At 63.6% G+C, this 13,329-nt stretch carries 13 protein-coding genes; 6 read left to right on the top strand and 7 right to left on the bottom strand.

The features are described 5' to 3' along the window. Positions 1-19: 19 nt before the first annotated feature. Entirely contained in the window at positions 20-2,152 is a 2,133-nt protein-coding gene (locus CR492_RS07635; protein ID WP_102843226.1) for a S9 family peptidase, read from the bottom strand. A gap of 518 nt (positions 2,153-2,670) precedes the next feature. Between CR492_RS07635 and CR492_RS07630 the strand changes: the two genes are divergently transcribed. Further along, on the top strand, positions 2,671-3,084 hold the full coding sequence (locus tag CR492_RS07630) for a MucR family transcriptional regulator (RefSeq protein ID WP_102843150.1): 414 nt from the start codon (positions 2,671-2,673) through the stop codon (positions 3,082-3,084). Between the two features lie 109 nt (positions 3,085-3,193). On the opposite strand, the gene CR492_RS07625 is transcribed toward CR492_RS07630, so the two are convergent. Then, the gene (locus CR492_RS07625) at positions 3,194-3,622 is read right to left on the bottom strand and encodes a SufE family protein (protein ID WP_102843149.1); all 429 of its coding nucleotides are present in this window, start codon (positions 3,620-3,622) and stop codon (positions 3,194-3,196) included. A 113-nt stretch (positions 3,623-3,735) separates the two neighbouring features. Then, positions 3,736-4,044, bottom strand: a complete 309-nt coding sequence (locus tag CR492_RS07620; RefSeq protein WP_102843148.1) for a hypothetical protein — start codon at positions 4,042-4,044, stop codon at positions 3,736-3,738. 335 nt (positions 4,045-4,379) lie between these two features. On the opposite strand from CR492_RS07620, the gene CR492_RS07615 reads away from it, so the two are divergent. Beyond that, positions 4,380-5,876, top strand: a complete 1,497-nt coding sequence (locus CR492_RS07615; RefSeq protein ID WP_146030201.1) for a PAS domain-containing sensor histidine kinase — start codon at positions 4,380-4,382, stop codon at positions 5,874-5,876. Between the two features lie 139 nt (positions 5,877-6,015). Beyond that, positions 6,016-6,561 carry a peptidoglycan-binding domain-containing protein gene (locus tag CR492_RS07610; protein WP_146030200.1) on the top strand — a complete coding sequence of 182 codons (546 nt, stop codon included), beginning with the start codon at positions 6,016-6,018 and terminating at the stop codon, positions 6,559-6,561. A gap of 104 nt (positions 6,562-6,665) precedes the next feature. Here CR492_RS07610 and CR492_RS07605 read toward each other — a convergent pair whose 3' ends face one another. After that, a complete protein-coding gene (locus tag CR492_RS07605) occupies positions 6,666-8,213 on the bottom strand; it encodes an inorganic phosphate transporter (RefSeq protein ID WP_432431200.1) in 1,548 nt (515 codons plus the stop codon). A 137-nt stretch (positions 8,214-8,350) separates the two neighbouring features. Between CR492_RS07605 and CR492_RS20445 the strand changes: the two genes are divergently transcribed. The 3 genes from CR492_RS20445 to CR492_RS20440 all read left to right on the top strand — a co-directional run bounded on the left by CR492_RS20445 (position 8,351) and on the right by CR492_RS20440 (position 9,574). Next, the gene (locus CR492_RS20445; protein ID WP_146030199.1) at positions 8,351-8,539 is read left to right on the top strand and encodes a hypothetical protein; all 189 of its coding nucleotides are present in this window, start codon (positions 8,351-8,353) and stop codon (positions 8,537-8,539) included. A 107-nt stretch (positions 8,540-8,646) separates the two neighbouring features. Then, positions 8,647-9,027, top strand: coding sequence for a DUF2267 domain-containing protein (locus CR492_RS07595; RefSeq protein ID WP_102843144.1), 381 nt, complete (start codon positions 8,647-8,649; stop codon positions 9,025-9,027). Positions 9,028-9,301: 274 nt separating this feature from the next. Then, positions 9,302-9,574 carry a hypothetical protein gene (locus CR492_RS20440; protein ID WP_146030198.1) on the top strand — a complete coding sequence of 91 codons (273 nt, stop codon included), beginning with the start codon at positions 9,302-9,304 and terminating at the stop codon, positions 9,572-9,574. Between the two features lie 160 nt (positions 9,575-9,734). Here the strand turns inward: CR492_RS20440 and CR492_RS07585 are convergent, their stop codons facing one another. The 3 genes from CR492_RS07585 to CR492_RS07575 form a co-directional block, all read right to left on the bottom strand. Beyond that, positions 9,735-10,316 (bottom strand): DUF1254 domain-containing protein, encoded by a 582-nt coding sequence (locus CR492_RS07585; RefSeq protein WP_102843142.1) that lies wholly within the window; start codon positions 10,314-10,316, stop codon positions 9,735-9,737. Then, positions 10,313-10,891: a DUF1214 domain-containing protein gene (locus tag CR492_RS07580; protein ID WP_102843141.1), complete on the bottom strand. Its 579-nt coding sequence runs from the start codon at positions 10,889-10,891 to the stop codon at positions 10,313-10,315. Before CR492_RS07580 ends, CR492_RS07585 begins: the two co-directional genes overlap by 4 nt. A gap of 100 nt (positions 10,892-10,991) precedes the next feature. Continuing rightward, positions 10,992-13,220: a transglycosylase domain-containing protein gene (locus CR492_RS07575; RefSeq protein ID WP_102843224.1), complete on the bottom strand. Its 2,229-nt coding sequence runs from the start codon at positions 13,218-13,220 to the stop codon at positions 10,992-10,994. Between the last annotated feature and the right edge of the window lie 109 nt (positions 13,221-13,329).

The raw sequence follows: 13,329 nt of genomic DNA, 5'->3' as shown, positions 1-13,329 counted from the left end.
TCCTCGTGTGGGGATCATGTCAGCTTGACGGAGCGGCGGCGCCGTTCTGGCCGTCCGGCGCGAAGGCGCCTTGGACGCAGGCGATCGCGAAAGCATATTGAAGCGCGGCTTCCTCAAGCCTGTCGAACCGCCCCGGCGCGCCGCCATGACCCGCCCCCATATTGGTCTTGCAGAGGACCGGGCCTCCCCCTGTCATTTTCGCGCGCAGCCGTGAAATCCACTTCAGCGGCTCCCAATAGGTGACCCGCGGATCGGTCAGGCCGCCGAGCGCGAGAATTGGCGGATAGGATTTTGCCTCGACATTGTCGTAGGGCGAATAGGACCGGATTTTGTGAAACGCGGTCTCGTCGCGAATCGGATCGCCCCATTCCAGCCATTCAGGCGGGGTCAGCGGCAATTCGGCGTCGAGAATCGTATTCAGCACGTCGACGAAGGGCACGTCGGCGATGACGCCGGCGAACAGTTCCGGCGCGAGATTGGCGACCGCTCCCATCAGCATGCCGCCGGCGCTGCCGCCCTGGATGACGATACGGCGCTCGCGCGTTATTCCGGCGGCGATCAGATGGCGGGCCGCCGCGATAAAATCGGAAAAGCTGTTCGGCTTGTTTTCGAGCTTGCCGCCGGTGTACCAGCGCCAGCCCTTGTCCGCGCCGCCGCGGATGTGGGCGATCGCGAAGATGAAGCCGCGGTCAATGAGCGCGAGCCGGCTGGCGCTGAAAGAGGCCGGCGTCGCATGGCCGTAGGCGCCATAGCCATAGAGCAGCAGCGGCGCGCCGCCGCCAAGCTCGAGATCGCGTCGACGGACGATCGAGACAGGAACGCTCTCGCCATCCGGCGCCGGCGCATAAAGCCGGCGCGTCACATAATCCGCGGGATCGAAACCGGAGGGGATGATCTGACGCTTGCGCAGGATTCGCGCCCGCGTCGCAAGATCATAATCATAGGTCTCGCGCGGCGTCGTCATCGAGGAATAGGTGAAGCGCAGCAGCTTTGTGTCATAGGCGAAGCGGCCATTTATCGACAGCGAATAGGCTTCCTCCGCGAAGGCGACCGCATGATCCTCGCCGCTTTCAAGATGCCGGACGATGATGCGCGGCAGGCCGTTCTCGCGCTCGAGCCAGACGAGATAGTCCGGGAAAACAGAAACTTCGATGATCATGCGGCCCGGCTTATGCGGGACCTCGTCGACCCAGAACGCTTTGCCGGGCGTGGCGAGCGGCGCGCTGACGATCTTGAAATCCTCGGCGCCGTCGGCGTTGGTGGTCATGAACAGACGCTCGCCGCGGTGTTCGGCCTCGTAGCGAACCCCCGGCGCGCGGGGCTCGATCAGGCGGGGCCTGGCCGCAGGGTTGGCAAGATCGATCAGCCAGCATTCGCAGGCGTCATGATCGCTGATGCTGATGATGGCGAAAGCGCCCGACTGACTCGCCCTGACATGGATGAACCAGCGTGGATCGCTCTCTTCCAGAATCACGGCGTCAGTCGCGGGATCGGAGCCGATGTCGTGACGCAGGACGCAGGAGGGACGGTTGTTTTCATCGACGCGCACATAATAAAACTGGCGCGAATCGGCGCTGAAGACGAAGGCCCCGTCCGTGTCCTCGACGACGTCTGGCCCATCCGCTCCGCTTGCAAGCTCGCGCACGCGGATTGAATGCAGTTCGGAGCCTTTTTCGTCGACGCTCCAGCCAAATTTATTGTGATCCGGCGAATGGCGGGCCTCGCCGAGATGGAAGAAGGCCTTTCCCCTCGATTGCGCGTCGGCGTCCAGCAGGATGTCGCCGGCGCCGCCGTCTTCCTCGGCGCGACAGAAGATCGGATGCTGCGAACCCTGATTGAAACGGGCGTAGTAGAGAAAACGTCCATCGGGTAGCGGCGCTTCCGCGTCGTCCTCCTTGATGCGCGAGCGCATGTCGCGCGCCAGTTCCTTGCGCAAGGGCTCAAAGGGCTCAAGAACCGCGGCGGCATAAGCGTTTTCGGCTTCGAGCGCGGCGCGGATCGCAGCCGGCAGCGCAGCCGGATCGCGCAGAACCTCACGCCAGTTCTCGGCTTTGAGCCAGGCGTATTCATCGGTGAGCGCAACGCCATGCGCGCGTTTCGTTTCGATCCGGCGTTCAATTTCGGGCGGAGGACTGGGAGGGCTGAGCGCCACGGTGCGGCTTTCTTGAATTTGATCTGATCGGAACAGGCTCCGACGGGGAGGGGCGGGCGCTGATTTGCGCGTCCTGATGCGCAAGTTTTTTGCAAAAACCGCAACCATGCAGCGACGGCCGGCGGTCTATTGGGTCGCAAAATATTCAATCCGACCCATCGCAGCAAGCCGCGGGTGGCGAACTTCCGGCGGCTTCGCCCTGCGTCTATTGCGCCTTTGCTCCGGCGCAAACAACGCCGTTCAATGTTTAACGCCGCTGTGTTCACTTCTGCCTTGATCTGATCGAAGCGGCCAGGGACGGCATTTTTTTGTTAGTTCGCAATAAAGACTGCTGCGCGCTACTTGCAGATACGATGTTTCGGCCTTAATAATGAATGACGTTCCGTACAGTCGATTCGAGGCGGTCGATTAAGAGAACTTAAATTTCACGTGGTTTTGTCGCCTTTTGACGGTTTTATGGCCCTCATATTTGGGCCGGGGTCCGGTGGCGGCGCCTTCTACTAGGGATATTGAGCGCCATGAGCGATGCGTCAGGTTCTAACAGTTATATCGAATTGGCCGCTGACATCGTGTCGGCCTATGTCAGCAACAATTCAGTTCCTGCGAGCGATCTTCCTAGCCTTATCAACGATGTGCATGCCGCCTTGCTGCGCGTCACCTCGGGCGTCGTCGCGCCGATAGTCGAGACGCCGAAGCCTGCGGTTCCCGCCAAGAAGTCGGTCACCAACGACTTTCTCGTTTGTCTTGAAGACGGCCGGAAGTTCAAGTCGTTGAAGCGCCATCTTCGCACGCAATATAATATGTCGCCCGACGAATATCGGGAGAAATGGGGTCTTGCCCCCGATTATCCGATGGTTGCGCCGAATTACGCCAAGGCGCGGTCGAATCTCGCCAAGCAGATGGGCCTCGGGCAGCAGCGCCGCCGCGCCTGACTCTGCGCAGCTTCCTCGGCCTCGGCCTCGGCCGGGATCTTCAAGGACGCGTCAGTTTTCGCGCTCTTCATTTTGCCAGAAGCGCATCCGTGGCGGCAGGCGAACGGGGTCAGGCCGCGTTGGCGGAGGCGCTGCGGGCGTCCGTCTTGATGCGCTCGACCATGGCGCGGACGCCATTGCTGCGCTGCGGCGTCAAATGAGCCGATAACCCAAGCGATTTGAAAAGCTCCTGCGCGTCGGTCGCAAGGATCGTTTCTGGCGTACGGCCGGAATAAAGCGCAAGCGTCAGCGCGACAAGGCCGCGCACGATATGCGCGTCGCTATCGCCCCTGAAGGTCAGAACGCGTTGCCCGGCCGGATCGGATGCGGTCGAGGTCTCGATCCAGACCTGGCTGGCGCAGCCGCGCACCTTGTTCAGATCATTATGGGCGGCTTCGTCGATCGGCTCTAGCGTGCGGCCGAGTTCGATCAGGTAACGATAACGATCGTCCCATTCTTCAAGATAGGTGAAATTCTCAATAATCTCGTCAAGGGTCATGGCGACGCGCGCTGGCTGGAAGTCCGGATTTTTCTTTATATGTGCGCAAGCGCGAAGGGGCGAAAGAAAAATCTGCGGCCAAGCGTATCAGGGCTTTGGATCCGCCCCGTTTTTCAGCGCGGCCCGTCGGGGCGCGGCGGCGGCTTTGGCGTTGCCTCGGCTGGGAGAGGCCCCGCTGAAACGGACGCGGCGGAGCCTGCGGCGAATTGCCCGAGCCGACCCGCCGCCTCAAGGCAGGCGGCCGGCGCGTTGGCGCAGGTCATGGCGCCGGTGGTCCGCGCTTCATCGATCGCGGCCATGACGGCGGCCTTGGTCCCGCTTTGCAGCGCCGCGGAGATTTGACGGATCAGCGAATTTTCCGGCCACGGCAGGCAGGCGAACACGATGGCAAGCCAGAAGACGGATCGGATGAGAAACCACATCGACCGGCTAAGCTCCTGACGAGATCGCGTTCATGCGCTTCGACGGCGTTGATCCCAAATCATGAACGCCAAGCGCTCAAACAGAAGCTTTAGACCGATCTTCGTTAACATTTCTCCAGACCGCCGAATCGCCGTCGCGGTCCTGGTTCCGATCGAGATTGCGCAAGGATTCCTACACCATAGGCCCATTTTGCCGGGCCCCCGCGCCTCCCCGCAGGGTTTTTGCGCGGCAATGATGCGCAGGCGCCGCGGCAATTTAGGGAGGCCTTAAGACGCGGGCGCCAATCTGCCCCTCGAACCGCCGCGCCATCACTCGCGGCGACGCGGAGCAGAATGTGGGTTTGCCCTCAAATCTCGAAGCCCTTATCGCGCGCTTCATCCATGCCGGCGCGGCGCGCCTTCCCCGCGCCTCTCGCTTGATCGAGTCCGATCGACTGGAGTGGGAGGCGGCCGAAGGACCGGCGCCGGCTCATCCCTCGCCGGCGCGCGACCGCGAGCGAGGCGGGATGCGGCCTTTGCCGCTCTCGCTCCTGACCCTTGCGCGCGCGCCCGTCAAGGCCGCCATGCGCCGGCTGCGCGGGCAAAGGCGCGTTGCGCCTGCGCAACTTCCCGCCACAGGCTTCACGGGTCTGCATGAAAGCGTCGGCGACGTCGTCCTTCTGCACGACCGGGCCGGAGCCGTGCTCTCGATCGCCGGCAATCGCAAAAGCCTGTTCGGCCTGCCGGCCGCCGATCTCATGGGGCGCGGCTTCTTTGAGCATGTGCATGTCGCCGACCGGCCAATCTTTCTCAAGGCGATCGGGGAAGCGAGTTTCAGCGACGCCCCGGTCAATGTCGCGCTGCGGCTTCGCGCCTCGAGCCTTGATCGCGGCGACTATGCCGAGCCTGTCTTTCTCTGGCTTGACATGCGGGCGCGGCGCTGCGGCAGGAAGTTGCCGGAACGCGGCGCCGTCGCGATTTTCCGCAACGTCACCGAGCTGAATTGGAGCCAGGACGCGCTTGTTTCGGCGCGGGCGGCGGCAACGGATCTCTCCAAGGACCATTTTCTCGCCAATGTGAGCCATGAGCTGAGAACGCCGCTGAACGCCATCATCGGCTTTTCCGAAATTCTGGGCGATGCGGAACAGATCCCGCGCGACCCCGCCAAGCAGCGCGAATATGCGGCGATCATCCATCGTTCGGGCCAGCATCTTCTGTCGGTGGTCAATTCGATCCTCGACCTGTCGAAGATCCACTCCGGCTCCTTCGATCTGTCGCCATCGCATTTCGGCGTCGCGCCCCTCGTCGAAATTTGCTGCGACATGGTCAAGCTGGAGGCGCAGGAGCGTCACATCGCGCTGAAGCGCTTCTGTCCCGAAGGTCTGCCGGAAGTCGTCGGCGACAAGCGCGCCTGCAAGCAGATCGTGATCAATCTGCTTTCCAATGCGGTCAAATTCACGCCAGCCCATGGCGAGGTTTCGATCAGCGTCAGAATCGAGGATGACACGCTCCTGATCTCCGTCGCCGACTCGGGCGTCGGCATCAATGAGCAGGATCTGGCGCGGCTGGGAAATCCCTTCTTTCAGGCCAGGGGCGCGCTGGATCGGCCGTTTGAGGGCACCGGATTGGGGCTTTCGATCGTCAGCGGGCTTGTCGGCCTGCATGGCGGCTCGATCGCGGTTGCAAGCGAGCCGGATCAGGGCACCTGCGTCCTCGTCCGCCTGCCGGTGGACTGCCGCGCCGACGTCGCCAAGGCGCGACCATCGGCGGAAATCGAAACCATTGCGCGCTATCGTCGAGGCGACGAAGAACATGATCTCGTTCAAAAAGTGATGGTGAAGAAAATTGCGTGAAGCTTTGGCCGCGGCCGATCATGATTTCATCCTGAGCGAAGCTCCAAAGCCAAGGCCGCGGGCAAGACGCACGAGCAGCGCCGGCGCGCGGAAGCGCGCTTCGCCGCATGCTGGGCGGACGACCGGGCGCCTCTTCGGCGTGATCGCGAGCGCGCTCTGCGTCGCCGCCCTCGGCGGCATTGTCATCAACGCCTTGACGCTGCAGAAGGAGCGCCACCCGGCGCCGCTGTTCGGCGCCGTCAAGGAGCGCGCGGCCGAGCCGCAGGCGGCCGCTTCTGCGCCGCCGGTCCCGGCGCCGCGGCCGCAGCAATTCGCCCCGATCCGGGCGGAGACCGAGGCTGCGGGCGGCGGCGCCGAAGACAGGCCTGCGCAGCGTCCGCGCGAGGCGCAGGCGCCGACGGCCGCGGTTCCGGCGCCGCAGCCAAAGCCGCATGACGCCATCTCCGAACTGCTGCTGACCGGCGCTCCGCACGAGGCGCAGCCGGCCGCCTCGAAATCAGTGCTGGCGGCGCAGAAAGCCCTGGTCAAGCTCGGCTATGTGCTGAAGGCGGACGGCGTAATGGGCGCTTCGACGAAGCAGGCGATCGAGCGCTATGAGCGCGACCGCGGCCGCCCGGCCCGCGGCGAACTGACGCCGGCTCTCGTGAAAAGCCTCAGCGCGGAATCGGGGTTGCCGATTAACTGAGGGCGCGAACGCAGCCGGGATAAGATCGGCCCCCGGACGTGAAAAGGGCGTGACGGCCGCGGCCGTCACGCCCTTTGTTTTGCGTAAAAATGAGCGCGCTCTACCTAGAACACATGGCGGAAAATAAAGAACAGCAGCGCCGAAAGGGCGATGGCGCAGGGCAGCGTCAGCACCCAGGCGAGCGCAAGGCTGCGGATCGTCGACATCTGCACGCCGGAGCCGTTCGCCGCCATGGTGCCGGCGACGCCGGAGGACAGAACATGCGTCGTCGAGACGGGCAGGCCGAAGCTGTCGGCGGCGCCGATCGTCGCCATGGCGACGATTTCGGCGGCGGCGCCCTGACCATAGGTCAGATGCGTCTTGCCGATTTTCTCGCCGACGGTGATGACGATCCGCTTCCATCCGATCATCGTGCCAAGGCCAAGCGCGATGGCCACCGACACTTTCACCCAGTCGGGGATGAATTTGGTCGCCGCGTCGAGGCCCTTCTTATAGGTCGCGAGGACCGAAAGATCGGCCTTCGAGAGGTCGCTCGATTTGTCCTTTTGCAGCACCCGGACCGCTTCCGAGGCGAGATACATGTCGTTTCGCGTGTTGCCAACGGTGGCGGCCGGGATCTTCGCAATCGAGCCATAGTGCTGGATCTGGTCGGCGATCTCGCGGATCAGCACGGCGAGGGACGGCAGCGTACCCTCGTTGAATTCATGCGAGGCGACATAGGCGGTGACGGCCGGGCGCGGATCGCCGATGATGTGATGGCCGCCAGCGACCGTCTCGACCACTTTCGAGGCCGCGGCGGAGGTTTCGATGAAACTGGCGATCTGGCTTTCCGGCAGGGCGCGGTTCAGCGCATAGGCGGTCGGAACCGTGCCGATCAGGATCAGCATGATGAGGCCCATGCCCTTCTGACCGTCGTTCGAGCCATGCGCGAAGGAGACGCCTGCCGAGGTGAAGATCAAAAGTCCGCGGATCCACAGCGGCGGCGCGGCGTTGGCCTTCGGCTCACTGTAGAGCTCCGGCCGTTTGATCAGCACCTTCATGGTCAGCAACAGAAGGCCGGCGGCGATGAATCCGACCGCGGGCGAAAGCAGCAGCGCATAGCCGATTTCCGTCGCCTTGCCCCAGTCGACGCCGGACGTGCCGTCGCGCCCGCGCATCAGCGCATTGGCGACGCCAACGCCGATGATCGAGCCGATCAGCGTATGCGAACTCGACGCCGGCAAGCCGAGCCACCAGGTGCCCAAATTCCAGATGATCGCCGCGATCAGCATGGCGAAGACCATGGCGAAGCCGGCGTCGGAGCCAACCTGCAGGATCAGCTCCACCGGCAACAGTGAAACGATGCCGAACGCGACCGCCCCTGTCGAAAACAGGACGCCAAGAAAATTAAACAGGCCCGACCAAACAACGGCGATCGATGGCGCAAGCGAATGGGTGTAGATGACGGTCGCGACCGCATTGGCGGTGTCGTGAAAGCCGTTGACGAATTCGAATCCGAGCGCGATCAGAAGCGCGAGGCCGAGAAGAAGAAACGGCAGCAGGCTGGTGACGGGCGAGCCTGAGGCCTCAATATCCCTGAAAATGCTGAAAGCGGTGAAGAACAGGCCCAGCGCGAGAACCGCGAGAAGAACCACGACCGTCTTCATCGACATGGGTTTGTTGAGGTCTGGTTTCGCCGAATGCGGCTTCGGCTGCGCCAAAATCTCCGACGAGGAGAGGGACGTCATCATCGCTCCTTAAGATTGCACGCCGCGCGCGAACCCGGCGCGGAAACTCGCCGGCGGCGCCCTTGCCTATCGCCGCTGCGCGACGCTTCGATGACAAAACCGGCGCTTCTTCGATTGCCGCCAGAGCCGGTTCCGATCAGATTGAATCGCTGCGATCGCCAAAGAAACTTGCTCAAGCTTTTGAATCTGAAGACATTCCTTTTCGACCGATGCATCCATTCGGTGGACTGGCGCGCTTTTGCGCCTCTTGATTTTTCCATGGTTCGCGGCTTGGCTCGCGCCGTGTTTGCTTCGCCGCATATGTTGCGCTTGATCGCGCCGATCGCCTGCGGCGTTTCTTCAAAGGACGGTGGCTTTCATGGAAGATCTCATTGCCCGAATTTCCGCCACCGCCGGCGTCGACACCGAAACGGCGCGAAAGGCTGTCGGCGCGATCCTGGCGTTTTTGCGCAAGGACGGACCGCAGGACAAGATCGACGATCTGTTCGGCCGCTTCCCTGGCGCCGCAGAGGCCGCCGCCGCCTCGGTCGCCGAAAATAACGGCATGCTGTCCGGTCTGATGGGGATGATGGGCGGCGGCCTCATGGGTCTTGCCGCGCGGCTGTCGGGACTCGGACTCTCGATGGCGCAAATGCAGGAGGTCGGCCGTGAACTCTTCGCCTATGCCGAAGAGAAGGCGGGCGCGGAGCGCGTGCGGGCCGCCGCCGCCGGCATTCCCGGCCTCAGCCAGTTGCTCTGACCGCCGCCGAACCGGCGGTCGCTGCGACGCTGCGGAAAGGCAAGCTCCAGCCCAGTTTCCTGGCGCAGGCTCGTCATCTGGCCGTCCACTTTCAATGCCGGCCGGAGCGTCGGGATCGCGACCGGTCGGCGGGCCCTGACTGGAAGGTGCGATCGCTCACAGCCGGCGCCGCAGGGACCGTTAAACTGCTCCTGTCGCTCTTGTATCGAACGTTTAATTAATTGCTCTGTTTGTGAAACGGCCCGTGAAACTTCGGCAAGCGCGACGCGGTACTGTGATGGAAGTGGCAAGATCGGGGCTCGGCGAGCGAGCAGGACACCGTTCGGAGATGACTGAGATGGGTGAGCTTTTAGCCTTCAAATTGCCGGCGCGGAAAAGCCGGATCTCGCGTCCTTCGAAGTCGGGCGAGATCCTCTTCTTCACCGGCGTTCGCCGGGAAGTCATGGCGGAAACGGCCAATTTCCGCCGGCGAAAAGCATCGCCGCATGAGGAGGCGATCGCGGCCGCGGCCTCTTCTCGCCACGGGGAAACCCACGCGCAATCTTGAAGCCGGCGCAGCGGCGCGGGCGCGCTGTCGGTCCGCGATGGTCTGGAATATTTTTCTCGCCGATATTGCAGAATCCGCGATCGGCAAATACGCCGGGATAAGATCGAGCGCTTTCGTCCTTCGATCGCTCCAACTGCTGGCGAAAACCGCCGCGTCAACATCAATCCAGCGGCGCCTCGGGCGCGCAGGTTATCGCCTTCACGCGCTGGCGCGACTCCTCCGCCTCGCTGGGAAAAGCCGCGAGCGCGTTGACGAGCACGAATCCCTTGGCCGCGGGCGCGATGAGACGGAGTTCCTGCGCCGGCTCGTCATCGTCCTCGCTGTCGGCCTCGAGCGCTTCCAACTGTTCGCTCGTCAGGAGCAGCACGTCGATCTTGCCATGCTGCGCGGCCCGGTCCGTCATCGAATAGAAGATTTCGCCCGACGGCGTGCGGAAGGAAAGCGTCAGCATGCGGTCGGCGTCGACCTCGCCGGAAACGCGCACCGGCGCGCGCGTCAGATCATAGAGGCAGACGCCCTGCGCCACGGCGGGATCTGAAAAGGGAGCCCATTCGGCGCCGGGTCTTGCAAGCGGCAACTGGCTCATCTCGCCGGGCTTCGCCAGAACCGAAAGGCGGCTCATTGGATCATTGCCGAGGCGCCTTGGTAGGTCGAAGACGGCGATGAGATGGACCGCTACCGCCACCAGCGCCACGCCGAGCAACCAGAGCAGGCCGGCGAGAAATCGGTCAAGCCTGTTCACCGGCAGACCTCCCTTGCAATGGTCGGCAGGTTGGCTGCGTCGAACGCGAGCATCGACGTGCTGAACTCCGATTCATAGAGGCGCAGATCGAGGATGAAGGGATCGTTTTCGGCGAGCGGAATCCAGTTGCCCGGCCTCGCGCGGCGCGATAGCGCGATGGCGAAACTGCCGTCCGCCGCGCGCAAGATTTCGCTCGAGGTGAAGCCGCTGCGGCCGGAGGGATTCGCCAGGAGCTTGCCTTGCGGGGTCATCACGGTCAGCGTCCAGTAACGCGCCTGCGGCGTCGGTCCGCTGACGATATAATCGCATCCCGGCTCAAGACGGCGCCCCCCGCTGTCGGCGCGCGCGATAAAACTCAGGCCCTCGGAGGAGCCGAGCGGGATTTCGCCGGACTTTGCCAGCATCGCGCGGGCGTAAGGATCGACGCCGCGGCCGCCGTTCCGCGGCCACGCCGTCCATGGCCCGGCGGTCACGGCCCCGAAGCCGAAGTCGTTTTGCAACGCCGCGGAAGTGAGGCCGAGACCGATGAGGGCGCCGACAAGAGCAGCGAGAATGAATTTGCCGATGAGAATCACGGAGCCTGTCTACCTGTAGGGCGGGACGCAATGCATGAGCTCGTGATTTGCATTTTATTGTGGCGCGCCGCGCGGCGGCAGGTCAAATTCGCGCGGTCAGTCAACCGCCGCCGGGCGGCGCGCTGGGATGCGAGACGGAGGCGGCGCTGGCGGCCCCGAGCCCGGCGGCTTCCCGCCGCTTCTCGGCGTCCGTCATCGCCGCGCCGATCGCGCGCAGCGTCTCGGCCGAGCGCGACGACAGGCTCGCCGGCCGCTGCGGCGCGCCCGCGGCCGTGGCGCCGGCCGCCGCCACGGGAGCGGGGCCGGTTGGCGCCGGACGTCCCGGCAGCGGCTTCAATTCGATCCCCTGATGGGCATAGGCCATGATGTCATGCCATGTGCCGGCAGGGAGCGAGCCGCCGGTCATTTTTTCCATTGGCGTATCGTCGTCATTGCCGAACCAGACAGCCGCGACATAATTGCCCGTGTAGCCGATGAACCACGCGTCCTTATAGCCATTGGTCGTGCCTGTCTTGCCGGCGACCTCGATATTGTCGAGCTGCGCGCGCTTGCCGGTGCCGGCCTGGACGACTTGCGTCATCATCGAGACCATCGTTTCAATGGTCTCGCGCGGGATGATCTGGCGCGGCTGCGGACCGTCGCGGTCATGGCGGTAGATCTCGTCGCCGCGGCCATTCAAGATCTGCACGGCGGCGAAGGGCGGCGCGCGCAGCCCGCCATTGGCGAAGGTGCAATAGGCTGAGGCCATATCGATCACCGTCACTTCTGCCGCGCCGATCGGCAGCGAGACCGTATCGACGAGAGGCGTCGTCAGGCCCATCGCGCGCGCCGTCTCGACGATCTTGGCGCGGCCGCGTTTGGCGCTTTCAAAGACATTATTGTGCCCCGGAACGGAATCGGCGGCGCCGATCGCGACGGAGAGGCGCACCGCGACGGTGTTTAATGAGCGCGCCAGCGCCGTTACAAGCGGCAGCGAACCGGCATAAGTGTTCTTGTAATTGCGCGGGCACCAATTGCCGATGCAGATCGGCGCGTCGACGACGATGGTCGTCGGCTTGAACTTTCCGGTCATCAGCGCCGTCAGATAGACGAAGGGCTTGAACGAGGAGCCGGGCTGGCGCAAGGCGTCGGTCGCGCGGTTGAACTGGCTCGCGCCATAATCGCGCCCGCCAACCATGGCGCGCAGGGCGCCGTTCGGCTCGAACACCACCACGGCGCTTTGCTTGGCGTGATAACTCGGTCCCGATTGGCGCAGCTGATCCTCGATCGTCGCATCGGCGTGTTCCTGCAGGCCGGAGTCGAGCGCCGTACGCACGGTCAGGACGCGCTCGTCGCCGAGCTTTCCTTCCTCGCTGAGCTTCTTCACCTCTTCATAGGCATAGTCGAGATACCAGTCCGGGCTCGTCGTCTTGTTGCGGTCGACCGGCGTTGCAGGATTGCGCAGCGCCGCATAGATCTGCCCCTCGGTCAGATAGCCGGCGTCAACCATATTGCTCAGGACGTCATGCGCCCGGGCGCGGGCGGCCGGCAGATTGACATGGGGCGCATATTTTGTCGGCGCTTTGAAAAGGCCGGCGATCATCGCCGCCTCCGCCAGCGTCAAATCGCGCACCGACTTGCCGAAATAGAATTGCGAGGCGGCCTGCACCCCGAACGCGCCGCCGCCAAGATAGGCGCGGTCGAAATAAAGTTGCAAAATCTGCTTTTTGGAGAGCCGGAACTCGAGCCAGACGGCAAGATAGGCCTCCTTGATCTTGCGCTCGATCGTGCGCTTGTTCGAGAGAAAGAGATTCTTGGCGAGCTGCTGCGTGATCGAGGAGCCGCCCTGGACGACCGTATCGGCTCGGGCGTTGACGGTCAGCGCGCGCATGGTGCCGATCACATCGACCCCGAAATGCTCGAAGAAACGGCGGTCCTCGGTCGACAGCACCGCGTCGATCAGATTTTCAGGCAATTCCTCGAAGGAGACGGAATCATCGTGCTTGATGCCGCGTCGACCCACTTCCTGACCGTAGCGGTCAAGAAAGGTGATTGCGAGATCCTGCTTCTTCAGCCAGTCGTCCGAGGTTTCGCGGAACGCCGGGATCGCCAGCGTCAGGGCGACAAGTCCGGCGCCGATGCTGAGGGTCAGTGTCTCGCAGGCAAGTTCTGTCGCGACGCGCCGCCAGCCGGCGACGTGGAAGCGGTCCATGAAAGCGGAAAAGGCGGCGTAGCGCTCCTTCGACCGCTCGCCGCTGGCGAACATCGACGAATCGATAAGGGCGTCGAAAGCGAGCAACACTGCTGCGGCGCGCTTCCAAAGCCGCGTCTCGCGAAGATCTTTAAGCACTTGCAAGACCTATCAGCACCTGAATGCACGCTCCGGAAAAATCTTGGGCGAAGGTTGAAAGCCTATGCTGGCGGACGACGCTCGCGGCGCAATAGCCCAAGGGATGGGC

This window comes from Methylocella silvestris (assembly GCF_002891535.1).
In the GTDB taxonomy this organism is placed as follows: Bacteria; Pseudomonadota; Alphaproteobacteria; order Rhizobiales; family Beijerinckiaceae; genus Methylocapsa; species Methylocapsa silvestris_A.
Note: the sequence above shows the minus strand (reverse complement) of the source record. Positions and strands in the feature narration are given on the sequence as shown.